The organism is Amycolatopsis sp. 2-15, assembly GCF_030285625.1.
GTDB lineage: Bacteria > Actinomycetota > Actinomycetes > Mycobacteriales > Pseudonocardiaceae > Amycolatopsis > Amycolatopsis carbonis.
In genome coordinates this window covers 9,953,963-9,979,795 of the sequence record NZ_CP127294.1, presented here as the reverse complement: position 1 = coordinate 9,979,795, position 25,833 = coordinate 9,953,963, and the positions used below count along the sequence as shown (strand labels likewise).

Annotated in this window: 24 protein-coding genes; 15 read left to right on the top strand and 9 right to left on the bottom strand. The window is 70.5% G+C overall.

The features are described from left to right. Positions 1-107 precede the first annotated feature (107 nt). Positions 108-761 carry a TetR/AcrR family transcriptional regulator gene (locus QRX50_RS48980; RefSeq protein ID WP_285969866.1) on the top strand — a complete coding sequence of 218 codons (654 nt, stop codon included), beginning with the start codon at positions 108-110 and terminating at the stop codon, positions 759-761. After that, the gene (locus QRX50_RS48975) at positions 761-2,002 is read left to right on the top strand and encodes a cytochrome P450 (RefSeq protein WP_285969865.1); all 1,242 of its coding nucleotides are present in this window, start codon (positions 761-763) and stop codon (positions 2,000-2,002) included. Before QRX50_RS48980 ends, QRX50_RS48975 begins: the two co-directional genes overlap by 1 nt. Positions 2,003-2,006: 4 nt before the next feature. Here the strand turns inward: QRX50_RS48975 and QRX50_RS48970 are convergent, their stop codons facing one another. The 3 genes from QRX50_RS48970 to QRX50_RS48960 all read right to left on the bottom strand — a co-directional run bounded on the left by QRX50_RS48970 (position 2,007) and on the right by QRX50_RS48960 (position 3,197). Further along, positions 2,007-2,261 carry a hypothetical protein gene (locus tag QRX50_RS48970; protein ID WP_285969864.1) on the bottom strand — a complete coding sequence of 85 codons (255 nt, stop codon included), beginning with the start codon at positions 2,259-2,261 and terminating at the stop codon, positions 2,007-2,009. Next, complete coding sequence (locus tag QRX50_RS48965) at positions 2,255-2,800, bottom strand: hypothetical protein (protein ID WP_285969863.1); 546 nt, start codon at positions 2,798-2,800, stop codon at positions 2,255-2,257. The genes QRX50_RS48970 and QRX50_RS48965 overlap by 7 nt, the downstream gene beginning before the upstream one ends. A gap of 103 nt (positions 2,801-2,903) precedes the next feature. Continuing rightward, the gene (locus QRX50_RS48960) at positions 2,904-3,197 is read right to left on the bottom strand and encodes a hypothetical protein (protein WP_285969862.1); all 294 of its coding nucleotides are present in this window, start codon (positions 3,195-3,197) and stop codon (positions 2,904-2,906) included. A gap of 97 nt (positions 3,198-3,294) precedes the next feature. On the opposite strand from QRX50_RS48960, the gene QRX50_RS48955 reads away from it, so the two are divergent. The 3 genes from QRX50_RS48955 to QRX50_RS48945 are packed head-to-tail and all read left to right on the top strand — an operon-like array spanning position 3,295 to position 5,271. After that, complete coding sequence (locus QRX50_RS48955; RefSeq protein ID WP_285969861.1) at positions 3,295-3,918, top strand: pentapeptide repeat-containing protein; 624 nt, start codon at positions 3,295-3,297, stop codon at positions 3,916-3,918. A 40-nt stretch (positions 3,919-3,958) separates the two neighbouring features. Next, a complete protein-coding gene (locus QRX50_RS48950) occupies positions 3,959-4,558 on the top strand; it encodes a sulfite oxidase-like oxidoreductase (RefSeq protein ID WP_285969860.1) in 600 nt (199 codons plus the stop codon). Beyond that, positions 4,528-5,271 carry a ferredoxin reductase gene (locus QRX50_RS48945; RefSeq protein WP_285969859.1) on the top strand — a complete coding sequence of 248 codons (744 nt, stop codon included), beginning with the start codon at positions 4,528-4,530 and terminating at the stop codon, positions 5,269-5,271. Before QRX50_RS48950 ends, QRX50_RS48945 begins: the two co-directional genes overlap by 31 nt. Positions 5,272-5,293: 22 nt before the next feature. On the opposite strand, the gene QRX50_RS48940 is transcribed toward QRX50_RS48945, so the two are convergent. Together QRX50_RS48940 and QRX50_RS48935 are read right to left on the bottom strand one after the other, a co-directional pair. Beyond that, positions 5,294-7,849, bottom strand: a complete 2,556-nt coding sequence (locus QRX50_RS48940) for a helix-turn-helix transcriptional regulator (protein WP_285969858.1) — start codon at positions 7,847-7,849, stop codon at positions 5,294-5,296. After that, entirely contained in the window at positions 7,846-8,979 is a 1,134-nt protein-coding gene (locus QRX50_RS48935; protein WP_434533395.1) for an Hsp70 family protein, read from the bottom strand. Before QRX50_RS48935 ends, QRX50_RS48940 begins: the two co-directional genes overlap by 4 nt. A 531-nt stretch (positions 8,980-9,510) precedes the next feature. Between QRX50_RS48935 and QRX50_RS48930 the strand changes: the two genes are divergently transcribed. From QRX50_RS48930 to QRX50_RS48910, 5 genes are all read left to right on the top strand, one after another. Further along, a complete protein-coding gene (locus tag QRX50_RS48930; RefSeq protein WP_285969856.1) occupies positions 9,511-10,539 on the top strand; it encodes an IniB N-terminal domain-containing protein in 1,029 nt (342 codons plus the stop codon). A 98-nt stretch (positions 10,540-10,637) separates the two neighbouring features. Next, positions 10,638-12,410 (top strand): P-loop NTPase family protein, encoded by a 1,773-nt coding sequence (locus tag QRX50_RS48925; protein ID WP_285969855.1) that lies wholly within the window; start codon positions 10,638-10,640, stop codon positions 12,408-12,410. Continuing rightward, the gene (locus tag QRX50_RS48920) at positions 12,407-13,600 is read left to right on the top strand and encodes a P-loop NTPase family protein (RefSeq protein WP_285969854.1); all 1,194 of its coding nucleotides are present in this window, start codon (positions 12,407-12,409) and stop codon (positions 13,598-13,600) included. The genes QRX50_RS48925 and QRX50_RS48920 overlap by 4 nt, the downstream gene beginning before the upstream one ends. A 94-nt stretch (positions 13,601-13,694) precedes the next feature. After that, entirely contained in the window at positions 13,695-15,254 is a 1,560-nt protein-coding gene (locus QRX50_RS48915) for a long-chain-fatty-acid--CoA ligase (protein WP_285969853.1), read from the top strand. After that, positions 15,254-15,793 (top strand): TetR/AcrR family transcriptional regulator, encoded by a 540-nt coding sequence (locus QRX50_RS48910; protein WP_285969852.1) that lies wholly within the window; start codon positions 15,254-15,256, stop codon positions 15,791-15,793. Before QRX50_RS48915 ends, QRX50_RS48910 begins: the two co-directional genes overlap by 1 nt. Here QRX50_RS48910 and QRX50_RS48905 read toward each other — a convergent pair. After that, complete coding sequence (locus tag QRX50_RS48905) at positions 15,790-16,191, bottom strand: pyridoxamine 5'-phosphate oxidase family protein (protein ID WP_285969851.1); 402 nt, start codon at positions 16,189-16,191, stop codon at positions 15,790-15,792. The two genes, QRX50_RS48910 and QRX50_RS48905, sit on opposite strands and share 4 nt — an antisense overlap. A gap of 1,097 nt (positions 16,192-17,288) precedes the next feature. Between QRX50_RS48905 and ybiA the strand changes: the two genes are divergently transcribed. Continuing rightward, complete coding sequence (gene ybiA / locus QRX50_RS48900) at positions 17,289-17,870, top strand: riboflavin biosynthesis intermediates N-glycosidase (protein WP_285969850.1); 582 nt, start codon at positions 17,289-17,291, stop codon at positions 17,868-17,870. Here the strand turns inward: ybiA and QRX50_RS48895 are convergent. Beyond that, a complete protein-coding gene (locus QRX50_RS48895; protein WP_285969849.1) occupies positions 17,828-18,808 on the bottom strand; it encodes a Gfo/Idh/MocA family protein in 981 nt (326 codons plus the stop codon). The two genes, ybiA and QRX50_RS48895, sit on opposite strands and share 43 nt — an antisense overlap. A gap of 98 nt (positions 18,809-18,906) precedes the next feature. Between QRX50_RS48895 and QRX50_RS48890 the strand changes: the two genes are divergently transcribed. Genes QRX50_RS48890 through QRX50_RS48875 form a run of 4 tightly spaced genes read left to right on the top strand, consistent with a single transcriptional unit; the run spans position 18,907 to position 23,230 of the window. Further along, positions 18,907-19,869: an ABC transporter substrate-binding protein gene (locus QRX50_RS48890; protein ID WP_285969848.1), complete on the top strand. Its 963-nt coding sequence runs from the start codon at positions 18,907-18,909 to the stop codon at positions 19,867-19,869. Further along, a complete protein-coding gene (locus QRX50_RS48885) occupies positions 19,856-20,749 on the top strand; it encodes an amino acid ABC transporter permease (RefSeq protein ID WP_285969847.1) in 894 nt (297 codons plus the stop codon). The genes QRX50_RS48890 and QRX50_RS48885 overlap by 14 nt, the downstream gene beginning before the upstream one ends. Further along, positions 20,742-21,509, top strand: coding sequence for an amino acid ABC transporter ATP-binding protein (locus tag QRX50_RS48880; protein WP_285969846.1), 768 nt, complete (start codon positions 20,742-20,744; stop codon positions 21,507-21,509). Before QRX50_RS48885 ends, QRX50_RS48880 begins: the two co-directional genes overlap by 8 nt. Further along, a complete protein-coding gene (locus QRX50_RS48875; protein ID WP_285969845.1) occupies positions 21,506-23,230 on the top strand; it encodes an aminotransferase class V-fold PLP-dependent enzyme in 1,725 nt (574 codons plus the stop codon). Before QRX50_RS48880 ends, QRX50_RS48875 begins: the two co-directional genes overlap by 4 nt. Positions 23,231-23,266: 36 nt before the next feature. Here QRX50_RS48875 and QRX50_RS48870 read toward each other — a convergent pair whose 3' ends face one another. Together QRX50_RS48870 and QRX50_RS48865 are read right to left on the bottom strand one after the other, a co-directional pair. Continuing rightward, positions 23,267-24,325 carry a hypothetical protein gene (locus QRX50_RS48870; protein WP_285969844.1) on the bottom strand — a complete coding sequence of 353 codons (1,059 nt, stop codon included), beginning with the start codon at positions 24,323-24,325 and terminating at the stop codon, positions 23,267-23,269. Between the two features lie 185 nt (positions 24,326-24,510). Next, positions 24,511-25,680 carry a macrolide family glycosyltransferase gene (locus QRX50_RS48865; RefSeq protein ID WP_285969843.1) on the bottom strand — a complete coding sequence of 390 codons (1,170 nt, stop codon included), beginning with the start codon at positions 25,678-25,680 and terminating at the stop codon, positions 24,511-24,513. Positions 25,681-25,833 lie beyond the last annotated feature (153 nt).

The window sequence follows — 25,833 nt, the reverse complement described above, 5'->3', positions numbered from 1 at the left end:
CCACGGCGGCGGCCGGTCTCGGGGATTTTCCGACCGGGTGGTTGGCAGACACGTGTCTTACGACTAGCGTCGTAAGAAGATCGTCTTACAAAGCAGGGGAGCAGGTCGTGGAGACGAGTTCGCGCCGGGAACAGGCCGAGGCGACTCGCGAGCTCCTCCTCCGTACGGCAGAACGGCTGTTCGCCGAACGCGGGCTCGCGCAGGTGTCCAACCGTCAGATCGTGGAAGCCGCCGGACAGGCCAACAACTCCGCGCTGGCCTACCACGTCGGCACGCGCGAAGACCTGATCCGCGCCATCACGCGCTCGCACGTCGAGCCGATCGCCGCGCGGGCCAGGGAACGCGTGGCGGCCGTCCGGCGTTCGAAGCGGCCGCGCGATCATGTGGCCAGCCTCGTGCTGCCCTACACCGAGCACCTCGCGAGCCTCGGCAACCCCAGCTGGTGCGCCCGGTTCCTGGCGCAGGTTGTGACCGATCCGGCACTGCTCGACGTCGAAGGCGTCGAGCCGGTGCTGGCGGTCGAGTTCGTCGAGGGCACGGCCGCGGTGTGGGCGCACGTGACGCCGTTGCCGGCCGCCGAATCGGCTCTGCGGAGCCAAACCGCGCGCGTCGCGGTGATCCACACGTGCGCCGAGCAGGAGCGGCTCGCCGCGGTCACCGGCGTGCCCGCGGACTGGGCGCTGGTCGGCGAGGCCCTGACCGACGCCCTCACCGGTCTGCTGACCGCCCCGCGTGTTCCCACCACCCGGAAGGATCGTTGATGTCCGCCACGAAACCGCCCACGATGCGCCGCCCGGTCCCGCCGGAGATGCTGGAGCGCGGCGAGTGCCCGTTCGACCCGCCCGCCGTGCTCGCGGAAAAGGCGCCGGTGTCGCGGCTCGAGCTGGTCAACGGCGCGCACGCCTGGGTGGTCACCGGCTACGAGCAGGGCCGCGCGGTGCTGGCCGACACGAGGTTCAGCTCCGACAACGTGCGCAACCGCAGCGCGATGGACCTGCGCCCCGACGAGGTCGGCGAGGCGCGCTGCCCCGTGGACGTGCCGCAGCGCGACGACGGCCGGTTCATCTTCATGGACCCGCCCGAGCACACGCGGCTGCGCCGGCTGCTCACCGGCCAGTTCACCGTGCGGCGCATGCAGTTGCTGGAGGAGCGGATCCGCGAGATCTCGATCGAGCACCTCGACGCCATGCGCGCGGCCGGGAACGAGGGCGACGTCGTGCCCGCGTTCGCCTTGCCGTTGCCCTCGCTGGTGATCTGCGAACTGCTGGGGGTGGACTACGCGGACCGCGCGGAGTTCCAGGAGCACACGGGCATCGCGCTCAACCTGACCAAGAGCGACGAGGAGCGGGCGAAGGCCTCGGAGTCGATCTACGCGTTCATGCGCAAGCTGGTGGCGCACAAGCGGGAACACCCGGCCGACGACCTCGTGTCCGGCCTGATCCACGGCGACGCCGACCCGGCGCTGACCGAGCAGGAATTGGTCGACATCGCGACCGTGCTGCTCGGCGCCGGCCACGAGACCACGGCGAACATGCTGGCGCTGGGCACTTTCGCGCTGCTCGAACACCCGGACCAGCTGGCTCTCGTCCGTGAGGACCCGGCCGTGCTGGACAACGGCGTCGACGAGCTGTTGCGTTACCTGTCGATCATCCACATCGGACCGAGCCGCGTCGCGACCGAGGACATCGAGGTCGGTGGTGTCACGATCCCGGCGGGGGACACCGTGCTGATCTCGGTGCCGCAGGCCAACCGCTCGGCCGAGCACTGGCCGGAGCCGGAGCGGCTGGACCTCAAGCGTCCGCGCACGCCGCACCTGGCGTTCGGCCACGGGGTGCACCAGTGCCTCGGGCAGCAGCTGGCGCGTTCGGAACTCCGGGTGGGCTTGGCGGAGCTGGTCGCTCGCCTGCCGGAGGTGCGCCTCGCGATTCCGGCCGAGGAAGTGCCGCTGCGTACCGACATGCTCGTCTACGGCGTGCATTCCCTGCCGGTGGCGTGGTCCTGAGAGGTTACCGGAACCGGGGCAACGTCAGCGTGAGCGCGGCCGTCGTGAGCCAGGCCAGCAGGTCGGGCAGCGGGACGCGGGAGAGGCGCGCGGGCCACTCGTCGGCGACGGTGTGGAGCACGAGCTCGTCTTCGGCCGGCCGCACGGCGGTGAGCCGCAGCCCCTTCGGCAGCTCGGGCAGCGGCAGCACGACGGGCCGGATCCGTTTCGGGGCGCGGAACTCCCGCTGTCCGATGTGGAGGGTTGTCGGGGTCAGCACCACGGCGTCGCCGGCGACGGCGGACGTGAGCGTGAGCCGGCCCAGCCGGGGTGCTTGGCCCAGCGCACCTGGAACCCGTCGTCGTGCGGGGTCGCGACGAGATCCGGCCGGGCCTGCGCCACGCGCTCCCGCACGACGCCGCCGGGCACGGTGATGTCCAGCTCGACCTTTCCGGGAACCACGTTGGGCGTCGGCAGGCTGCGCAGCCTGACTTCCTTGGCCAGCAGGACAACGCGGCGCAGCGGGATGGTGCTCGTCGCGGACGTCGGCCACTCGACGTCCGCGGCGGCCAGGCGCACGTCGCCGAGGCGGCCGGTGGCCAGGCGCAGGGAATCGGCGGGGTAGTCGAGTTCGGTGAGGGTGAAGCGGGCTTCGCCGCCGTTGGCCTTCGCCGTGAGACGGCGGCCGACGAGCTGTTCGGTGACCGTGCGGGCGAGGGCCGCCGGCGTGGCGGGCACGTTCGGCAGCAGGGAACGACCCGCCGCGGCGGCGAGGCCCGCGATTTCGGGCCAGCCCTCGAACCATCTGCCTTCGGTCACCCGGCCATCGTATGGGGCGCGGTAACCAGTCGCGTCCGGCTGTGGCGTTCACCGCGTTTCCCCGGTTATCGGCGCAAAACACGTTTGGCCGGGGGAAAACGGGTCAGCGGGCGACCAGCCGGGCGATGATCCCGCTCACGACCAGCCAGAACACCGCGGCGAGGCCGTAGTTGAGGATGACGGCGAGGTCGGGATTGCTCACCGGGAACAGACCCGGGAAAAACAGTGCGAGCGGGTCGGCCAATGATCGGATGAAGATGAAGAAGCCGTTCGCGGCGTTGGCGCCGGCGAGCAGCATCACCAGATAGAGCACCTCGATGAACGCGAACAACGCGCCGATTCCGGTGATCACTCGGGCTGCCGTGTTGGTTCTGGTGGAAGTTCGCCATCTGGACATGCTGGTTAATTCCCACTTCCGGGTGACGGTGAAACGCGTCGCCGGTCGAATTGCGCCGGTTGGCCGATCACCGGCGCGCGGCGGCTAGCCTGGCCGCGTGCCCGCCACCGCTGAGCCCCCAGAGTCCGAGCATCCGGCGACCGAGCTGACCTTCCGCCGCGAGGACTGGTACGCCGAGGAGTTCACCGGGCGCCGGTTCGAGCGGTGCGAGTTCCACGACGTCGACCTCACCGAGGCCGTCACGCGCGGTGTCTCGTCCGTCGACTGCGTGTTCGGCAACGTGCGCTTCAACGCCTCGAAGCACGTGGACACGGCGTTCACCGGCTGCAGCTTCACGCGCTGCAACCTGTTCGACGCGGAGTTCAGCGGGTGCAAGCTCGTCGGCAGCCGATTCACCGAGTGCGCGCTGCGGCCGATGAAGGTGCTCGGGGGCGACTGGTCGTTCGCGGGACTCGCGGGCGCGGACCTGCGCGGCGCGACGTTCAAGGGCGTGCGGATGCGCGAAGCCGACCTCACGCGCGCGGACTGCACGGGGGCGACGTTCGCCGACGTCGACCTGTCGGGCGCGGAGCTGCTGGAGGTGAAGTTCGGCGGCGCCGAGCTGCGGGGGAGTGACCTGTCGGCGCTCGACCCGGTGCACGCGGAGCTCGGCGGGGCCATCGTGTCGCCTGAACAAGCGACGGTGCTGGTGACGTCGCTCGGATTGCACGTTCGCGGGTAGGCTGCGCTGGGCGTGGCAGGGTCGGCGAAAGGAGTCCGCGATGGGTGTCATCACCCCTGGGTTCACCGGTCGCGCCCGCGGGGGCAACCCGCGGCTGCCGCCCGGCCAGTACCTCACGGAGGACTTCCCCGTGCTGTCGGCGGGGCCGACGCAGCGCGTGCACCTGGACAAGTGGGAGTTCGCGGTCACCACGGAGAAGGGCGAGAAGCGCTCGTGGTCGTTCCGCGAGCTGACCTCTCTGCCGAGCGAGAAGTTCACCGTGGACATCCACTGCGTCACGCAGTGGTCCAAACTCGACACGCGCTGGCGCGGCGTGCCCGTGGAGACGCTGATCGGCGACCTCGGCACCGAGGCCGACTACGTGCTGGCGCATTCCTACGGCGGCTACACCACCAACCTGCCGCTCGCCGACCTGCTCGACGGGCAGGCGTGGATCGCGTACGAGTACAACGGCAAGCCGCTCACCCCGGAACACGGCGGCCCCGCGCGGCTGCTGGTGCCGCACCTGTACTTCTGGAAGTCGGCGAAGTGGGTGCGCGGCCTGGAACTTGCCACGAAGGACGAGCCGGGCTTCTGGGAGTCCTCCGGCTACCACGACTACGGAGACCCATGGCGCGAACAGCGGTATCAGGGCGACTAGCTTGGCGCGTCGCGTACCTCGCGGAGATCCGCCAGGAGACGGCGACGGCCCGCACCCTCGTGTTCGACGCCCCCGGCTGGCCCGGCCACCTCGCGGGCCAGCACGTCGATGTCCGCCTCACCGCCGCCGACGGCTACACCGCCCAGCGCAGCTACTCCCTCGCCGCGCCCTCCGACGGTGACCGCCTCGAGCTGACGATCCAGCGCGTCCCCGGCGGCGAGGTCTCGGAACACCTCACGGGCCCCTACGCCGTGGGCGACCCTGTCGAGATCCGCGGCCCGATCGGCGGCTGGTTCGTCTGGCGCCCCACCGACCCCGCCCCCGTCCTCCTCGTCGCGGGCGGCTCCGGTGTCGTGCCGCTGATGGCGATGATCCGCGCCCGCCGCGCCGCCGGGAGCCGCGCGCTGTTCCGCCTGGTGTACTCCGCGCGGACCCCCGCGGACCTCTTCTACGCCGACGAGCTGCGCAAACCGTACGCCGGCCTGGACGTCACGTACGTCTACACCCGCGAGCTCCCCGACGGCGCGGCCGGGATTCCGCGCCGCCTCAGCGTCGCGACCCTCAACACGGCCAGCTGGCCGACGGACTTCGGGCCCACGTCGTTCGTCTGCGGCCCCACCGCGTTCGTCGAGACGGTGGCCGACGCGCTGTTGGCGCTGGGCCACTCGCCGCACTCGATCCGGACGGAACGCTTCGGCCCCAGCCGAGACTGACGTCCAGGCCCGGTCACTCCAGTCAGGACAGGTCGGGCTTGGCGAGCAGCTCCCGCAGCGTCGCGAGCAGCTCGCGCCGGTCCGCGGCGCCCAGCTTGGCGCGGATCCGCGCCATGTGGTGTTCCACGGTTTTGCCCGAGATGAAGAGCTTGCTGCCGGCCTGTTTGTACGTCAGGCCGTCGACGACGAGGCGGGCGACTTCGAGCTCGCGTTCGCTCAGCGTGCTGAGGCCGGGTGCGGCGCCGGGTTCCGGAGTGGCGGATTCGCGGCGGCCGGTGCCGGCCTGGAATTGGCGGGCGGCTTCGAGGAGCTGGACCATGGCTTTGCGGTCGGATGTGCGGATAGCGGCCTGGCCCGCCAACCGGGCGGCGTCCCAGCAGAGGTCGAGTTCGTGGAGTTCGGCGGCGGTCGCGGAGACCTCGTCGTGGTCGAAGGCGCCGCTGAGAACGGCGAGCCAGCAGGTGGCGGCGCGGGCCAGCGCGGCGGGGTAGCGGCCGTGGCCGGCGAAGCTCGTCAGGGCGGCCAGTTGGTGGGAAGCGGTGTCGAGGTCTTCGACGGTGATGGCGGCGTGCAGCTCGTGCCAGCACAGGGAAACCGTCCACAGTGGAGGGTTGCCGAGTTCGCCGAGCATGGCGTGGGCGTGGCGCAGCTGGCGAGTGAGCTTCGCGTGCGCGCCGGTGCGGGCGGCGGCGATGGCCAGCTCGCCCAGCGGCAGCAGCGTGAACAGGTCGGTCTGCTGCCGCATTGACGCCTGGTAGGCGCGGTCCCACGACTGCTGCAGCCCCACCAGGTCGCTCGCGCGCCGGGCGAGGCCGAGTTCGAGCGTCGCGAAGAAGAGCTCGTCGCGGGCTTCGAGACGGGTGCCCGCCACAGCGTCGCGGTGCTCGGCGGCGGCGGTGAGGTGCCCGCTGGTCATCGCGACCCAGCCGAGCAACAGCCGGTGCCGCGCGGTGAGCAGGTCGCCGCCGACTTCGCTGGCCAGCGCGCGGTCCAGCACCGATTCGGCGAGCCCCAGCTCACCCGAGTGCAGCCCGACGAGCGCGGCCAGCGCGGCCGGGCTGTCCGGCAGCGGTGCGCCCGTCGCGGCCGGCTCGAGCATCGCGGCCGCCCCGACGAGCGCCGAGAGCGTGTCCGCGCCCTGCCCGCTCACCGAATCGACGATGCCGCCGGCCGTCCGCGTCACGGCGCCCGCGAACAGCGTCGGCGCCACGCCGGGCACGGGCGCGTCCACGAGGTTCCGCGCCGCGTCCAGCTGTCCGGTCCCGACGAGCGCGATCGCGGCGAACGCGTTCGCGGCGCCGCGCCCGGCCCACCGGTACACCTCGGGCCCACGCGTGTTGTTCCACGAAGGCGCCCAAGCGTCGCCGGGCACCGGCGCGTTGTGGCCGGGCGTCGATCGGGGCGCGCCCCAAGCCGACGCCGTCAGATCCGGCCCGTCACCGTCGGCAGGCGCACAAGCGTCCGCCGCCGCGGCCCACCGGTACAGCTCCGCACTCCGCGCCAGCTCACCTCGATGCGCCAGCACCGTCGCGGCGATCTCCGCCCCCGCGGCCCGCGCCTCGGGATCGTCGCCGCTCAACATCCCGTCACCCAGCCGCAGCGCCGTGTCGAGGTCACCCGACAACGCCGCCGCCCGGGCCCACCCCGTCGTCACGGCCGTGTCGCGCGCCCCGGCCTCGGCGGCGGCTTCGAACAGCCGCGCCGCCAGCTTCGCGTCCCCGGGCAGCGCCTCGCCCGCGGCCGCCGCAAACGCGGCGGCGGCGCTGGCGCCCGAACTTCCCGTGTCCAGCAACGACTTCGCCAGCTCCAGCACAGGCAACCCGCCCCGCAGCTGGATTTCCACGAGCTGCTGCAGCACCGTCAGCCGGCGCGCCGGCGGCCCGTAGGTCCGCACGGCCTCCGCGGCCACGGGCAACAACTCGTCGTTCGCGTCGAGCAGTCCCGTCGCCCGGGCACCGTCGACGACCTCGGGCAACCGGTCCGGCGCCAGCTCCAGCAAGGCGCACAGCAGGTCGAGATTGCGGCCGGCCCCGGCCTCCGCGGCGATCAAGTACCGCAGCACGTCGTCGTCGAGCTCCGCCAGCTCGGCCCGGAACTCACCGAGCTGCCCGGTCACCGCCCGCTCCACCAGCCGCGGCACCCCGCCGGTGCGGGAGTGCAACGCAGCCGCCGCCGTCCCGTCGACGAGCCGGCCCGTGAGCTGCCGGGCGAGCGCGCCGACCTCCTCGGCGTCCAGCGGCGGCAAGGCCACCTGCCGGGCAAAGGGCTCCGCCAACGCGCGCAGCGCTTCCGAACGCGGGTTCGGCCGGTGCGCCAGCACGACCGGTCCCGCCAGCGCCGTCAGTCTCGTCAGGTCGTCTTCGCCGAGCTGGTCGGCGTCGTCGACGAGCGTCGCGTCGACGCCGGCCTCACGGCAGCCCGACTCGAGCGCGCCGAGCAGCGTGGTCTTGCCGTAGCCACCCGGCGCGACGACCACGAGCCGCGCGGGCGTCGCGGTCGCAGCCGCAAGCTCCGCGAGGAGCAGGTGCGCAACGGGGTGGACGGCGTCGGTGCCGGTCTTCGCCAGCAGTGCGTTCAACAGTGACCTTCACCGGTGGGGGCCGCGCCCGGGTGGGCGCATGACGTGAGGGACGCGGGGTGGGCCGGGGCGGTTCCCTTGTCCGCCGTGGCTTCGTGGGAGGAGAGAGCGGCGATCAGGACGGAGGAACCGATCGCGAGCACCGCTGCCGCGGCGGCGAGCGGACGCCACCGGCGGAGCAGTTTCGCGACGCCTTCGGGCTCGGGGAGCTCGAACGGCGTGATGTCCACCGGCGGCGGGGAGGGCCGCTCGGTGAGCTCGGGTAGCGAGTCGACCTTGGGGATCAGGGTCGTCTCCGCGACGGGCTGCTCCCGCCGGGCGGGCGGGCTCATCCGTTGAGCAGCGAGGCTACTGGCTCCGAACGCGGCCGTGAGCGGGGGCTGGGGTGAGGTGAACACGGGGCACGGCAACCGGCCCGGCAGCGCACCCGGACCCGGTTCGCCGGAGAACACGATGCCCGCCAGCTTCTCGGGCAGCACCGAAATCCCGTGGGCGAGCGCGAAAGCCGTGCTCACGGCCGCCGCGGGGGCCACGCCCTCGGTGCTCGTGCGCGCGACCCAGCCGCCCGCGCCGGACGCCGTGGCGAGCGTGACGGTGACGCCGTCGGGCCCGAACTCGCAGACCGCGGCCGTGTGGTCGCCGGGTCCGGGATCGGGCAGATGGGCATAAAGTGCGCCCACGGAACTGGGCACCAGAGTCACGGCGGCGAAGCCGGATTCACCCAGCGCTCGTCGCAGAAGGTCACGCCGGTAGTCGCCCCAATCACCGGGGTGGGTGACGAGGAGGTGGCGGGGTGCTCCTCCCAGTTGAGCGCCCGCGTGCTCCGCGATGCCCTCGACGAGGACTGCGGTGAGTGACTCCGGAGAGAACCGCTCGCCCCCGACGAACACGGGGACGTCGTCGCCGATGCGGCGGTGGAAGCCCGTCAGCAGCCGAGACGGAACGCTCGTTCCGGCGCGCGCTGCGGCGTCGCCGGTGAGCAAGTAACCCTCATCGTCCAGGAACAACGCGGTGGCCGCGGCCGGCGAGCTTTCGCCGAGCCACAGCGGTTCGGGGGCGCCCCAGCCGTCGGTCAGCTTCCGGCGGGTGGCGGCGTGGGTCCGGGTGTGGGCGACATCGATGCCGAGCACATAGGGCAACGCCGCTTCCTCCCTTCGTCGCACTGGGACGGGCCAAGGAGAGCAATCCGCCCCCTAGGGGTACGCCATCCTCACCCGTTCGGGTCATTCGGGCAAGCGCGGGTGGGATTTACCCAACCGAGCCCCCGAATGGATGAGCCCGTAGCTCCCTAACGATCTCATATCGACCCCCTAACGGCTGAGCGAGCTGCGACTGTTAGTGAACGCCGAAGTGAACAGGGGTGCGGAGCCGGTTTCGAGGGGGCTTCCCGGAGGGGCGCACGGTCGAATCCCGGGGCCCCCGGTCATCCTCACGCGATCGGGTCACCGACGACAAGCGAATGTCGGTTTTCACCTCACTGCTGGGTCGATGAGTCACCCATGCTCCCTAACGGGGAGCCGTCGACCCCCTAACGGCGCAACGCGTGACAACTGGGAGTGAACCCCGATGTGGGCGGGGAGCCCCGTCTCTACCTTCATCGGCAACCTGGCCGGGGACGGCCGGGCCAATCCCCCGTTATCGACACCTCTGGAGATCCCCACATGGACCCGGTGCAGACCCTGCACGACTTCACGCTCAACCTGCTCAGCGACCCGATGTCGCTGGCCGCCTTCGCGCAGGACCCGACGGCCGCGCTGCAGGCCGCCGGCCTCGGCGACATCAGCGCCGCCGACGTGCAAGAGGTCATGCCGCTGGTGCTCGACTACATCCCGGTCGACGACCTGGGCTCGCTCGGCAACCTCCCGCAGGCGGGCGACCTCACCGGCGTCCTCGCCGACGGCCCCCAGGGCGCCATCGAGCAGCTGCAGGCGCTGACCGCGTCGCTGGGCCTGCCCGGCGTCGACGGCCTCTCCGTCCCGACGCTGCCGGCCGTCCCGGGTCTGCCGGCGCTGCCGGCCGTCGGCGAGCTGCCCGCGGTGGGCGAGCTCCCGGCCGTGGGCGAGCTGCCCGTCGTCGGCGCACTGTCCGGCGTGACCGACCTGCAGAACACCGCTGCGGGCGTCACCGCCCTCGCGCAGGACCCGACAAATGCCTTCGGCCTGGTCAACGACCTCTCCGGCGGCCTCGACGCCGGCGCGGTCAGTGGCGCCGTCGCGCAGGCCCAGGATGTCGCCGGCCAGGTCACCGGTGCGGTCGACGGCTCCGCGCCGCTGCACGTGAGCGACCTGCCGGTCGCCGGTGGCGCCATGGCCCCCGTGGGTGGCCTGACGAGCAATCTCGCCCAGGCCGCCGGCGGCGTCGAGGGTCACGTCGGCGACCTCGCGGGCTCCGTCACCGACCAGGTCGGCAACCTCACCAGCGGCCTCGGCGCCGGCGGCCTGGACCACGCCGTGGGCGGCGTGACCCACGAGGTCCAGGGCCTCACGCACTCGGTCGTTCCGGACCTGGGCGGCGAGCGCGCCGACACCCACACCGGCACCGACGCGCACACGGGCACCGACGCCGGCCTCGGCGTGGTGCACGACTCCGTCTCGACCGTCACGGACCTGGGCCAGCACACGCTGGGCCTCGACCTCCAGGCCGGTGCGGAGACCAGCCACGGCGGCGCCGGGCTCGACCTGCACCTCTGATTCACAAGCTCTGACGGAGTGGCTCCGCGGTCTGGGTGCGACCGCGGAGCCACCACCCGGTTCGCTCACTCCTCGTGCACGGGGGACACTCCTTCGACGTGACCGCTTCCGCTTGGCTCGAAGTGCTCGACGAGACCTTGGACGCCTGCCGGTCCCACGGCCGCGAAGACCTGGTGCAGCGCCTGCGCCGGCGCCGCGACCGCCCGCCGGGCGTCACCCGCATCGCCGTGTTGGGTTTTCCCAAGCAGGGCAAGGGCTACCTGGTCAACGCCGTGCTCAACGCCCCCGTCTGCAGCGTCGGCGACGCCGCGACTCCCGCCGTGCCGGTGGAGATCGGCTACTCCGCCCAGCCCGCCGCCACGCTCGTGGGCCGCGCCGACGAGCGCGTGCCCGTGCCGGTCGAACGCCTCACCGGTGAACTCGGCGCGCGCCCCCCGGGCTCGCTGCGCCGCGTGGAGGTCGGCGTGCCGCGTGAACTGCTTTCGGCGGGCCTCGTGCTCGTCGACACCCCCGCGATCGGCGACCCGCGCTCGCCGCGCACCGCCGCCGCCCTCGACGTGCTGGCCGACGCCGACGCCGTCGTGCTCGTCTCCGATGCCACCACCCCGCTCAGCGAGGCGGAGGTCGCGCTCGCCCACCACGTCCGCACGTGGTGCCCCCACGTCGTGGTCGCCCTGACGAAGATCGACGTCTGCCCGAGCTGGCGCGCCGTCGCCGAGCGCGATCGCGCGTTGCTCGCGGGCGCCGGCATCGACTCGCCCGTGCTGCCGGTATCGGCCACCGTGCGCATGGCCGCGGCGAAGGCGGGGGACCAGGACCTCAACTCGCGCTCCGGCTTTCCCCCGCTGCTCGCGTGGATCGCGGAGCAGGCCGCGCGGCCGCCGGAGCACACGAGCGCCGTGCTGGCCGCGCTGAGCGTGCGTGCGGCGACCGCGGAGCTCGTGGAGACGCTGCGGGCCCGCGCGGAGCTCGCCGGGCAGGACGCGGGCGTGGACCAGACGACCCTGCTGCACCGCGCGCAGCGCAAGGCCGACGAGCTGCGCAAGCGCAACACCCGCTGGCAGAACCTGCTCGCCGACGAGATCGCGGACCTGCAGTCCGACGCCGAGTACGACCTGCGCGAGCGCACCCGCAAGATCGTCGAGACCATCGACGAGACCTTCGACAAGGGCGACCCGGTGAAGGTGTGGGACGAGTTCGGGCCGTGGCTCGACAAGACGCTCGCCGAGGCCGTGGAGACGAACTACAACTTCACCGCCGATCGCGCGGAGTGGATCGCGCAGGCGGTCGCGGCAGCTTTCGGGGCGCAGTACGACCTGCACGACCTGCGGCTCGGGGAGTCGGGCGCCGAGCTGATCGCCGACGTCCGCCAGCCGCGCATCGAGGGGTTCAAGATCGGGCAGAAGCTGTTCACGGGTCTGCGTGGTTCCTACGGTGGTGTGCTGATGTTCGGCCTCGTCACGAGCCTCGCCGGGCTGCCGCTGATCAACCCCGTCTCGCTCGGCGCGGGCGCGGCCTTCGCGGCGAAGACGATCAGCGACGAGGGCGGCATGCGGCTGCAGCGCCGCCAGGCCGTGGCGAAGATGACCGCGCAGCGCCACGTCGACGACGTTTTCCTGCGGTTCTCCAAGGAATGCCGCGACGCGATCCGCGGCGTGCAGCGGAAACTGCGCGACCACTTCACGGCGCTGGCCGAGGAGCTGGCCGACCAGCTCGCGCGCGAGCGCGAGACGATCATCGCCGGCTCGGCCGAGCGGGAACGGCGGATGGTGAAGCTGCGCCGCGAGATCGAGCGCCTCGCCGGTCTGCACCAGCGCGCCGGCGAGCTGGGTGTGCTCGCGGGCCGCGCGCCGAGGGAGCTGCCGGCGTGACCGAGGACGTCCGCGGCCTGCTGGCCGAAGCCTGCGGGCTCTACCGCGACAGCCCGCGCGCAGCCGCGTCGCTGCACGAAGCCCTCAACCACCTCGACGAACCGCTGCGCGTCGGCATCACCGGCGCGGCGGGCACCGGCAAGTCGACGCTCGCGGCGGCGCTCGGCGAGACGCGGTCGTTGCGCGACCTGACCCTCGCCGACGACCCGGCCGCCTCGGTGCCGACCGACGCGGCCGTGCGGCTGCTGCGCCACCTCGAGCCCGACGAGCTGGCGAGTGCGCACCCGGCCGCCCGCTCGGCGTTCGCGCGCCAGACGGCCGTGGACACGGTCCTGGTGCTCGCGCGCGCCGACGAGACGGGCGCGGGCCGGATCGACGCGCTGCTCACGGCCAAGCAGCTGGCGCGCCGGGCGTGGCGCGAGGACCCGTTGTGCAGCGGCGCGCAGGGCGTGATCGCCGTGGCCGCGCAGCTCGCGTACGGCGCTCGTGCGTTCACCGACGACGAGTTCGAGCTGCTGGCCGCGTTCGCCGCCGTGCCGCGTGAGGAGCTGGAGCGCTACCTGCTGTCGGTGGACGCGTTCACCGATCCCGCGTTCCCGGGGCCGGTTTCCGTGGACACGCGGCGGTCGCTGGTTTCGCGGTTCGGGTTGTTCGGGGTGAAGCTGGCGCTGACGTTGATCCGCACGGGCAGCGACAGCCGCGTGAAGCTGTCCACGGAGCTGGTGCGGCGCAGTGGGCTGGGGGAGCTGCGGGACACCGTCGCGGGGTGCTTCGCGGCGCGCGCTGAGGCGCTGAAGGCGCGGACGGCGGTGGTGCGGCTGGAAGCCGTGCTGCAGAACGAACCGCGGCCGGGGAGCGACCGGCTGGAGGCGCGCGTGGAGCGCTTCGCGGCGACCGCTCACGACTTCACGGAGCTGCGCCTGATCGCCGACATCCGTGGCGGGCGGACCGCGCTGTCCGGCGAGCCTGCGGACGAAGCCGTGCGGCTGCTGGGGGCGCAGGGGACCACGCCGGAGGAACGGCTGGGCCTCGACTTCGAGACCGACCCGCGGGAGGTCTACGCCGCCGGCGCGGACGCCGTGCTGCGGTGGCGGCACGAGGCCGAACGGCAGGACCGCCCGCCGGCCGAGCGCGCTGCCGCGCACGTGGTGGTCCGCAGCGCCGAAGGGGTGCTGGCGCTCTTCGCCTGAGTGACTTTCCCCTGGCCGGGGTGTTGACGGCCGGGGTTTCGGCGTCGCACCATAGAGCACTCTATGGCGCTGGTGCCTGCGAAGGGAGCCGCACGTGGCTGTCGACGACCGTCCCGATTTCCGCCTGCTCGGAGACGTCCTCGAACACTGGGCGCGCGAGCGGGGCGACGAGCCGGCGGTGACCTTCGGCGGTATCACGCGGACCTGGGCGGAGTTCGACGAGCGGGTGCGGCGGCTGTCCGCGGCTCTGGCGGCCGAGGGCGTCGGCCGCGGCGACCGGGTGGCGTTCGTGGACAAGAACCACCCCGCGTGCCTCGAGGTGTCCTTCGCCGTGGCGGCCCTGGGAGCGGCCAACGCGATCGTGAACTGGCGGCTGTCGCCGGACGAGCTGGCTTACATTCTCGCGGATTCCGGTGCGGAGATCGTTTTCGTCGGGGCGGAGCTGGTGCCGGTTCTGGAGGAGATCCGAGAGCGGCTGCCCGCGTTGCGGCGGTTCGTTGTCGTGGGCGGGGACTCCGACGCGTTCGAAGCTCTTGTCTCGGCGGGTGATCCGTCCTCTGTGGACTTGCCGCCGGCAACCGAGGACGACGGTGTGCTCGTGATGTACACCAGCGGCACCACGGGTTTCCCGAAGGGCGCCGTGCTGACTCACCGCAGCGTGCTGACGCACGGCATCGCGGTGGGCACGGCGTTCCCGATGACCGACGGCGACAAGAACCTGGTGGCCATGCCGCTGTTCCACGTCGGCGGGACCTGTTACGCCATCCTGGGTTTCCTCACCGGCCTGCCGACGATCATGACCCGCGAACCGGACGCCCCGTCGCTGTTCGGCGCCCTGGCCGCGGGGGCGACGCACGCGTTCCTCGTGCCGGCGGTGGTCGGCGCGATCGTGCAGGCGGGCGAACAGGCGATCGCCGGCTTCTCCCGCCTGAAGTACCTCGGCTACGGCGCGTCTCCCATGCCGCTCCCACTCCTGCGCACGGCTCTGGCCGCGTGGCCGGACATGGAGTTCGTGCAGGTGTACGGCATGACGGAGCTGTCCGGCGCCGTGACCACCCTCGACGGCGTCGCGCACCGCGACGCGTCGCGCCCCGAGCGCCTGGCTTCCGCCGGCACCCCCGTCCCCGGCGTCGACGTGCGGATCGTCGACCCGGCGACCTTGGCGGACGCCGAGTCCGGCGAGGTGTGGATCCGCACCGACCAACGGATGTCGGGTTACCTGGGCAAACCCGAGGCCTCCGCTGAGACGATCGTCGACGGCTGGGTGCGCACGGGCGACATCGGCCGCGTCGACGACGGCGGGTTCGTCTTTCTCGAAGACCGCGTGAAGGACATGATCATCACCGGCGGCGAGAACGTCTATTCGCCCGAGGTGGAACGCGTGGTGGCCGAGTTCCCCGGCGTCGCGGAGGTCGCCGTGATCGGCGTGCCGGACGAGCGGTGGGGCGAGCAGGTGAAGGCCGTGATCGCGCCAGTCCCTGGCGAGGTCCTCGACGTGGACAAGCTGCTGGAGTTCTGCCGCGAACGCTTGGCCCACTTCAAGTGCCCGAGCAGCGTCGACGTCCTCGAAGCCCTGCCACGCAACGCGACGGGGAAGATCCTGAAACGTTCTCTGCGCGAGCCTTATTGGCGGGATCGGGACCGCAACGTCTGATGGCGGCGGTGACCCGGGAACAGTACTTCGAGTCGGCCCTGGAGATTCTGGCCGGTGACGGTTTCGCCGGCTTGAACGTCGGCCGCCTTTGCCGCGATCTGGGCGTGACCAGCGGGTCCTTTTATCACCATTTCGGCGGCTGGTCGGCTTTCGTCGAAGAATTGCTCGTCTTCTGGGAGAATCGGCAGATCCTGATCCTGGCTTCGGGCTCGTTCGGCCAGGCCGGCCCCGCCGCTGATTTCGCGGCGTTGATGGAACTGACCCTCGGCCTGCACCACAAGGCCGAGGCGGCGATCCGCGCCTGGGCCGCCAACGACGAAGCCGTGCGGGCAGCCCAGAAACGAGTCGACGACGCCCGACTGAAAACCGTGGGGCGGGCCGTGAAGGGCCTGGTGGGGGACGCTGCCCTCGCCCGCACCCTGACCGCTCTCGGCCTGGCCATGCTCATCGGGCACCAGCAACTGGCGGCTGCCGGAGAAGATACGGACCTCGCCGCCTTGATCGCGGAGTACACCTGGCTGGTGCACGCCCGCGCCTAGGCGTTGCCGATGACCCTCTTGATCCGGATCTCCAACACGACCCGCTTCGGGTTCGGCTTCGGCTGCCGGTACCGAGCGGCGTACCGATCCTCGGCATCCTTGACAGCTTCCGCGTCTTCGCGCAGGAACATGCGGCCCTCCAACGTGGACCAGACCGGGCCTTCGAGCTGGCACACCGCCGCCGCCACGCCGTCTTCACCCGCCGCCTTGGCAAGGCGCGCCTTGTGGGAGTCGGAGAACGTGATGACCCTCGCGACACCGGCCTCGAAGTCGACCGTGACGCCCACCGCCACGACGTGGGGCGTTCCGTCGGGCCGGACCGTCGTGAGGGAGGCGAGCCGACGCTCGGTCCAGAAGGCCCGGAACTCGTCGCCGCGGGTGCTGAGGTCGATCTCCATACGGGCCACGCTAGCTGGCGAGGTGGTCTGAACTGGGCGGGGGTTGGGTTCCCGCTGTCGGGGCCGGGTGTGCGGTGCGCAGGGGATTTCTCGGTGGTGGGCTTGATGGCGGCGCACGCCGTCGCATCGCCGACCCTCGACCTGGACTGCAACGAAGAAACCTGCTCTGCGTATGGGCTTTTCGTTGCACTGCCGACCCCACTCAGGCTGTAACGGAACTCCGGCTTTTGATCTTTTCTTTGCATTTGGCGACCCCCCACTCAGGCTGCAACGAAAACTCCTTCAACATCCTTTCCCCCGGTGACCCCCCGATTCTTTACCTTCTCTACGGTGCTTGCTTTGTGTCAAGGTACTCTTTCCCGCCTTGACGCAAAGCGAGCACCGTAGAACGATAGAAAAATCGGGGTGGTGATATATGCATATCTTTTCCGCCGTAGGCGGGTCTTTCCTCCCCCACTGAACACCCCTCGCCTAACGGTGAAAGACAACAGCACTTGGCGAGAGCTCCCCGAAGCCGACAATTGTGGCTACGGTTCGGGGCTGGTTGTCAAGGCGGGAAAGAGTACCTTGACAACCAGCCCCGAACCGCGCTGAGGCTTCTTGTCGGGGAGCCGGGAGGGGAAGGGGAGGGGGGTGGGAGGTCTCCCGCAGCTGGGAGGGCCTGTTGCGTTTTGTGGTGGGGGAAAGGTGTCGCTTGTGTGGGGGGAACCGGGGGGAGTGGGGAGGGGGTTCTGTCGGGAGGCCGTGTGGCGTTGCGTTGTTGGGATGAGCCGCTTCGCGCGGTAGGGATGGGTCGATCAGCGTTGCCGGCGTGGGTCGACTCGCGTAACCATGATGGTTCGGTCGGTGTTGCCGCCGTGAGGCAAATCGCGCTGCCGGGGCGAGCCGCGTTCCGCTGTCAGATCAGCCCAAACTCCCACTCCCACACCAAAACAGCCACCCCGCCAACACCCCTCACCCAGCCGCACAACCGCCGAACTACTCACCAACACCCCCCAACCCAATCCCACTCAGCGACACCCCTTCAAAGCCACCCCAACCCCGTCAACCTGCGCAAACCCCGGGCAAAACTCCCCAGACTCGTTCACACTGTCGGTATGGGACCACAGCCGCGGACGTTCGATGAGCTCTGTCGTGCCCTGGACCGGGGGCGGAGGTTCAAGTATCTGGCCTTCTGGGGGCACCGGCCGGAGCCGGGTGGGCGGATCGGGGCGGGGTGTCTGAGTCAGTGGTGGCCGGCGGGGTTCGAGGTGGGTGGGCGGCTGTTCGCGACGGCCGAGCATTACATGATGTGGCGGAAGGCGACGCTGTTCGGGGATGAGGCCGCGGCGGAGCGGATTCACCGGGCCGTGCATCCGGGCGCGGCGAAGGCGCTCGGTCGCGAAGTAAGAGGCTTCAGCGACGAAGTGTGGAACGCCAACCGGTTCGAGATCGTCGTGGAAGGGAACGGGGCGAAGTTCGGGCAGAACGCCGGGCTGGCCGAGTTCCTGGTGAACACCGGGGAGCGCGTGCTGGTCGAGGCGAGCCCGGTGGATCGGGTGTGGGGGATCGGGTTGGCGCCGGACGACGAGCGGGTGGGCGAGCCCCGCGCGTGGCGGGGGCTCAATCTGCTGGGGTTCGCGTTGATGAGGGTGCGTCAGGACGTGGGGACGCGGGGGCGCAAGCCGGCGGCTTCGTAGATCGCGTCGATGGCGGTCATGGTTTCGATGGCGTCGGCAGGTGACGTCAAAGGCGGCACGTCGCGCAACACCGCGTCCGCGAAGGCTTCGAGTTGGTAGGCGTACGAAGGCCGGTGGGAGAAGCGTTCCACTGAGCGGGAATCGCCGCGTCGGACGGACAGGCGGTGCCAGAACTGCGGGGAGAGCGGGTTGATCGCCCGCAGCTCGCCACCGCTGCAGACAACGCGGGCGCTGATGCGCAGCACGTCCGAGGACCACAGTGAGGCGCGCACCCGGCCCGTCGCGCTGGACGGGAAGCGCAGGGACGCGGTCATGGCGCGGTCGATTTCCGGGGACCGCAGCTTGGCGCGGGCATCGACGACGGTGGGGGTCGCGCCGCCCAGGACGCGGGCCATGTGGACGGCGTAGCAGCCCGCGTCCATGGTGGCGCCGCCCGCCAGGGACAGGTTGTAGCGGATGTCGGAGAACTTCGGCAGCGGGAAGCATACGGCGGTCTCGATGTGCTGCACCTCGCCCAGCTCGCCGGAGGCGAGCAGTTCCTCCATGCGCCGCGTGAACGGGTGGTAGCGGTAGTGGAAGGCCTCCATCACCACGAGCCCGGCCGCTTCGGCCGCGTCGGCGACTAGGCGGGCTTCGGAAGCGTTGGCGCTGAAGGGTTTCTCGCACAGCACGTGCTTGCCGGCGGCCAGGGCGGCGAGGGTCCAGCGGCCGTGGAGACCGTTGGGCGTCGGGTTGTAGACGGCGTCGATGGACGGGTCGGCGAGCAGCTCTTCGTAGGTCGCGTGCACCTCGGGGACGCGGTGCTTCGCGGCGAACTCGTGGGCACGCGAGATGTCGCGCGCGGCGATGGCCGCGATGTCGACATCGGGGTTCTCCCGGGCCGGCTTGAGCAGGGCTTCCGGCACGATTCCGGCGGCTCCGAGCACTCCGATGCGCATGATCGAACCTTATCGGACCAGCGAATTTCAACTGACTGTTGACCACTTCAACAACCAGTTGTACCGTTCCGCCCATCACGACGCCCTGGAGGTCCCTGATGCCGTCGCCGTCCCGTACCCGCGCCTGGCAGGCCGCCCTGCTGACCGGTGCGCTCGCCCTCGTCACCGCGGCCTGCGGAGGTGGTCCCGACGGCGCCTGCGGCACGCAGCAGCCGGCCGGCGGGGGAGCCTCGCCGATCCCGGACAACGCCGCGCTCATCGCCGCCGTGAAGCCGGACGCGCAGCTCACCGCCGCCCTGCCGCCGGCCGTCGCGCAGGTCAAGACGCTGCACCTCGCGTCGAACATCCAGTCGGCGCCCAACAACTTCTACTCGAGCGACGGCAAGACGCCGATCGGCTACGAGGTGGACCTGGCCAAGGCGATCGGCGCGAAGCTGGGTGTCACGGTGTCCTATCAGGACATGGCGTTCGGCTCGCTGATCACGAGCTTGCAGTCCGGCCGCGTGGACCTGACCATGGCCGCGATGAACGACACCAAAGAACGCCAGCAGCAGATCGACTTCGTCGACTACTTCTCCTCTGGTATCACGATCATGGTCCGCAAGGGCAACCCCGACGCCATCACTGGGCCGGACACGCTGTGCGGCAAGAACGTCGCCGTGGTGCAGGGCACGAGCCACCAGAAGTTCGCCGCCGCGCAGAGCACCAAGTGCACGCAGGCAGGCAAGCCGGCGATCACTGTCACAGCCACCGACTCCGACACGCAGAACCAGAACCAGCTGCGCACCGGCCGCGTCGCCGCGATCCTCAACGACCTGCCCAGCGCCGTCTACATCTCGCGCACCGCGGGCGACGGCAAGTTCTTCGAGGTCGTGCCGGGCGCGCCGATCGAGGGCGGGCCGTACGGGATCGGCTTCACCAAGAGCAACACGAAGCTGCGCGACGCCGTGAAGCAGGCGCTGCAGGAGCTCGTCACCGACGGTACGTACGGCAAGATCCTGCAGGCCTGGGGCGTGGAGCAGGGCGCGGTCAAGGAGGCGGCCGTCAATGGCGGGAGCTGAGCCGCTGCCGATCGTCCGGCTGAAACACTGGGGCCGCTGGGTCAGCGCGATGGTCATCGTCGCCCTGCTCGTGCTGCTGGGGTTCGCGCTCGCGCAGGCCCAGATCGAGTGGGACTCGGTGCCCGACTTCGTGTTCTACCGCGTGATGGCCGTCGGGCTGCTCAACACCGTGGTGCTCGCGGTGATCTCGCAGGCCGTGGCGATCGTGCTCGGCATCCTGATCGCCCTGTTGCGCCGCAGCGCCAACCCGGTGGCGAAGTGGTTCGCGGCCGCGTACATCTGGCTCTTCCGCGGGCTTCCGGTGCTGCTGCAGATCCTGATCTGGTACAACCTCGCGCTGATCTTTCCGACGATCTCGATCCCGCTGCCCTTCGGCGGTTACCTCGTCCACGAGCAGACGAACGTGCTGATCAGCGCGTTCACCGCGGCGCTGCTCGGTTTGGCCTTGAACGAAAGCGCCTACATGGCCGAGATCGTGCGCGCGGGGCTGACCAGTGTGGACGTCGGACAGACCGAGGCCGCGAAGTCCATCGGCATGACGCCGGGCGCGACGCTGCGGCGCGTGGTGCTGCCGCAGGCCATGCGCGTGATCATCCCGCCGACCGGCAACGACTTCATCAACATGCTCAAGGGCACGTCGATGGCGTCGGTGATCGGCGTGACCGAGCTGATCCACGCGGCCAACAACATCTCGTCCAACAACCTGCTGGTCATGGAAACGCTCATCGCGGCCGCGATCTGGTACATGGTCGTGGTGACCGTGGCCGGCGTTGGGCAGCACTACCTGGAACGCTCGTTCGGCGCGGCCGATCGCGGGCCCGCGGCGAGGGTGGGGAAGGCGTTGCGGGGGATGCCGCTCGTGAGGAGTGCCCGTGTCTGAACCACTGCTGCGTGCCGTCGGCGTGCGCAAGAGCTACGGGAACACCGAGGTGCTCAAGGGCATCGACCTGGAGGTACGCCGGGGGCAGGTGGTGTGCTTGCTCGGGCCGTCGGGGGCGGGCAAGAGCACCTTTCTCAGGTGCCTCAACCACCTCGAGACCATCGACGCCGGGCAGGTGTGGGTCGACGGCGAGCCGATCGGCTTCCGGCTGCGCGGCGGGAAGCTGTACGAGCTGCGCGAAAAGGACGTCGCTCGCCAGCGCCGCGACATCGGCATGGTGTTCCAGCGGTTCAACCTGTTCGGGCACCGGACGGCGCTGGAGAACGTGGTCGAGGGGCCGGTGCGCGTGCTCGGGACGAACCCGGCGCAGGCCCGCGCGGAGGCGTTGGAGCTGCTGGACCGCGTGGGCCTCGCCCACCGCGCGGACGCGTACCCGGCGCAGCTTTCCGGCGGGCAGCAGCAGCGCGTGGCGATCGCGCGGTCGCTGGCGATGAAGCCGAAGCTGATGTTGTTCGACGAGCCGACGTCGGCGCTCGACCCGGAGCTGGTGGGGGAGGTGCTGGCGGTGATGGGTACGTTGGCGCGGGAGGGGATGACGATGGTGGTCGTGACGCACGAGATGGCCTTCGCCGCCGAGGCGGCCGACGAGGTGGTGTTCCTCGCCGACGGTGCGGTGGTCGAGACGGGCCCGCCCGAGACCGTGCTGAAGAACCCGGAGCACGAGCGCACCCGCCAGTTCCTCGCGCGGGTCCTCTCGTGACGCGGATCTCGCCCCGGTACCTGCTGCAGTTCGACGAGCCCGCCGGCTACCTCGACTTCGCGCGGTTCGGGCCGCCGTCGCACGCGGTGCTCGACACCACGGCGAACCTGCTGGAAGCCGCGACGAAGGCCGGCCCGTCCACTGTGGACGAGCTGATGCGCCAGGAGACGCGCGCGAAGGCGGCCGCGGCGCGGCTGTGCGGCAGCGACACCGACCACACTGTGCTGCTGCCGCACACGAGCCTGGGGTTGTTCCAGGCGGCGTTCAACTCCCACGGTGAGGTGCTGGTCTCGGCAGGGGAGTTCCCGGCGAACACGTATCCGTGGGCACGTGCTTCGCAGGCTGGGCGGGTGGTCCTGCGGCGGCTGCCAGCCGGGCCTGTGACTGCTTCGCGGGTGGCTGAGGCGTTGACGCCCGAGACGACGGTCGTGTCGGTGAGTGCCGTCGACTTCCGCACCGGCTACCGCGCCGACCTCGCCGCGTTGCGCGAGGTGGTGGGCGACCGGCTGCTGGTCGTCGACGGGATCCAGGGTTTCGGCGTGATCGAGGCGCCGTGGGAGGTCGCGGACGTGCTCGTGGTCGGCGGCCAGAAGTGGCTGCGGGCCGGCTGGGGCACGGGCTTCGCGGTGCTGTCCGACCGCGCGCTGGAGCGCATGGACCCGATCCTGTCCGGCTGGACGGGCGCGCGTGACCCCGGCCTGTTCGACGACGAGATCCACCCCGCCGACACGACCGCCGCCGGCTGGTCGATCTCGAACCTCAGCCCCATCACGTCGGGCGCCTTCGCGGCGGCTTTGGAGCTGGTGGAGGAGGCGGGTGTCGGAGCGATCGCTCTGCGCGTGAGTGAGCGCGTGGCTGAGCTGGAAGAGGTGCTGCTGTCGCTGGGCGCGTCGATCGTGTCCGCAGTGGACCGTCGCGCCGGGATCCTGGCGTTCGAGCTGCCCGGCCACCCCGCGGAACAGGTGGGCGCGGCTCTGTCGGCGGCCGGCATCGCGGCGACGGTGCGGCCGGAACACGTCCGCCTCTCACCGCACGCCTCGACGCCCGTTTCCGCGGCCGAGGCCGTCCGGTCCGCTTTGGAAAGTCTCCTGCACCCGGGTACTTCGGTGACCTTTCCGTCGGTGGTCTCAGGTGGCGCGACACACGCGTTGCTGGCCGCCCTGATCCCCGCCGTCGACGGCCTGGCCACCATGCTGGGCCCCGGCAACGAGGTCCTGCTCCACGACCTGTCCCGCCTGCCCGACTCCATCGTCGCCATCGCGGGCGACGTCACCGGCCGCTCCGTCGGCGGGCCCATGACGGATTTCCTGCTGGGCCTCGTCCGCCGTGGCACCACCCAGGACCTGACCAACTACCGCACCCACGGGCCGGATGGCCGCGCGATCCGCTCGTCCACCCTGTTCCTCCGCGACGCCGACGGCGTGGCGGTCGGCTGCCTGTGCGTGAACAGCGAAACGTCGCCTTCCCCGGACGCGCCCGCCTCGCGGCCCGAGACGTTCCCGCCCGACGTCGACAGCCTGCAACGCTTCCTGGTCGAGCGCGCCATCGGCAAGGCGGGCATCCCCGTGGACCTCATGAAGAAGCGCCACAAGGCCGCCGTCGTGCGCGAACTGGACGAGGCGGGGTTCTTCCTCATCAAGGACGCGGTGGACCACCTGGCCACGCACCTGGACGTGACCCGGTACACGATCTACAACTACTTGAACGAGATCAGGGCTTGATTGGTCAATGGCGAGGTGCCGTCTCTACGTAACTGCTCATGCCGCCGCGAGTCCTGGCTCGCCCACCAAGCGAGGCAACCAGTCGCTCAGGGTCTTGACCAGCCGCTTCTTCACCTCATTGGTCAGCAGTGTTGTCAGCGGGTCCACGCAGTACCGCACCACCGCCTCATGTCGCTCCGGGGACTTGCAGATCAGCACCGCCAGGATCCGTATGATCGGCAGGGCCTTGCGGAACCCGTTGATCCAACCAAGCGGCGTCAGCGACTTGATCAGCGTCCATACACTCTTGACTGCTACTTTGACCACGAATTCTTCGAGCGGAAGCCGTCGGTCTTCCTCGCGGCTCGCCAGGATGAGCGCGGTCGCCCGGTCCGGCAGGTTGTCGAACAGGGTGAGACCCTCGTCTATCACGTGCGCGATCTGCGCGAGCAGATCGCACCAGAAGTGGTCTGCGAGAGCCACTTTGGTCGATTCCGGTACGGGGCCCTGGTGAGCTCGCTCGATATCCTTCAGCGCCACGTCGGTCAGCGCGTTGCCGAGCTGCTCGATCTTCTCGACGGTGCCGTATTCCGAGGAGCTGCGTGAGATCTCGCCGGTGCCACTGTCATCGCCGGCTCCTTGTCCGCGCCTCCCGGCGGTGGCCTCGGGCGGACCTCCCCAGCCCTCCGCCTGACGTGTCTCAGCCTGATGTGGCTCCGAGTGGATCTGGCGTGACAGCTCCGGGTGATTATTGTCGATAACGGTGTTTCCGGCGGTGCGGATGTCGCTTGAATTGTCAGATACGAGTTCCGCTGCTCGATGGGTTCGTGGGGGCTTTTCGGCATATTCCTGCGCGAGGAAATCGATGATCTCGGCCACTGTGCTGTCGATGGCCGCCGCCTTCTGAGGGTAGGTCGCACGCTGAGATGGACGGGATTTATCGGCGGTGGAGGCATGCCATGCTTTGTCGGCGGCGCCGCGTAGCTCCTGTCGTGCCCGCGGATCCGATGCCTTGGCCAATTCTATCGATCCGGTCCAGCCATGTTCGGTGCCACAGCACATCTGGCACTGGCAGGTACGGCTTCGGGCGCGTTCGCAGCTTGCGTAGTGTTTCATTTATCCCCTCTGGTCCCCTCGGCAATCCATTGATCGTCCTCGGGTTTTCGGGGATGTTCGTACCGCTGAGTCGGTGAATCGCGCTTCGTGGTGTCGAGTGAATGGGGAGACACGAATAGACCAGTGAGAGTATGCGAATACCTCGGCGATGATTACCGCCGAGGTATTCGCGGTACGCGTGTGGGTTACTTCAAGAACGCCTCCACCGCATCAGTCGCCGCCGGAATACCGCCGTGGGCGCGGATTTCCGTGGACAGCGACGACAGCCGGGCGGCCACCTCGGCGGAGCCCGCGACCTCGGCCACCGCCGAGCGCAAAGAAGCCGCGGTCACCGACGAAGCGGGCAGGTGCCGTCCGACGCCCAGGGCCTGCAGTTGCGCGGCGTTGCCGAACTGGTCGGCGGCCTGCGGGATGGCCACCGTGGGGACGCCGTACCAGAGCGCTTCCGTGCAGCTGCCCATCCCGGCGTGGGTGATGAAGGCCGAGGCCGCCGACAGCACCGCGAGCTGGGGGACGCGGGAGTGCACCTCGAACGACGGTGGCAGTGGCCCCAGGCCCGAAGCGGACACGAAGACGCCGATCGACATCACGACGTGCCAGGGTGAATCCGCGAAAGCCGAAAGGCAAGCCCGGTACACCGGCAGCTGATCGGTGAACGCCGTCCCGAAAGACACCAGCAGCACCGGCTTCCCGGACGAAGGCGGTGTCCACGGCTCCGCCAGTCGATCGGGTGACAGGCACGGTCCGACGAACTGGACATGCGAGCCGACGCGCGAGGCGTTGGGCTGCATCGCGCGCGGAATGAGTGACAGCACCTGAGACGGGTGTCCCAGCCAGGTCCAGGCGTCCTCGGTCTCACCGTTTTCCCGCAGCCACGCGGTCATCGTGCGGGCGTAGTCCACACCGGACGGTGAAGCCTTGATCGGGTCCATCACCGAACTCATGTCCTCGTCGTAGCCCTCCCACGCCACCAACGTCGGCGACAGCTGCACGGCGGGCACGCCGTACCGGGACGCGAGCAGGGGCGCGCCGAGGCCGCCGATGTCGTAGAGGACCAGGTCGGGGCGGTCGCCGTCGAACGTCGACTGGAGCAGTGGGTGCACGGCGATCGCCTCGTCCAGGAAGACGCGCATGGCGTCGGCCGGGTCGTCGGGCCACACGCCGGCCTCGCCGAGGGGCAGGAGGGTCGGGTGGGTGACGACGCGGGCGCCCGTCGGGGCGACCAGCGATTCAAGGGGTGATCCCACCACGTAGCTCACCCGGTGTCCGCGCCGCACGAGCTCGGCGATGACGCCCAGGGACGGGTAGATGTGGCTCGGCGCGGTGCTGCCGACCATCACGATGTGTTCGCGCATGAAAACGCAGGTCCTTTCCGTCAAAGAGGGAGGACCCGGCGCGCAAGGATGACGGCCGCGTTCAGAACAAGCGGCCGTGAAGAGTCACGCCGGGGCTAGAGCTGCCGCAAGCGCTGGAAGATCGTCATGGCAGCCACCGTAACGGCGACCGGG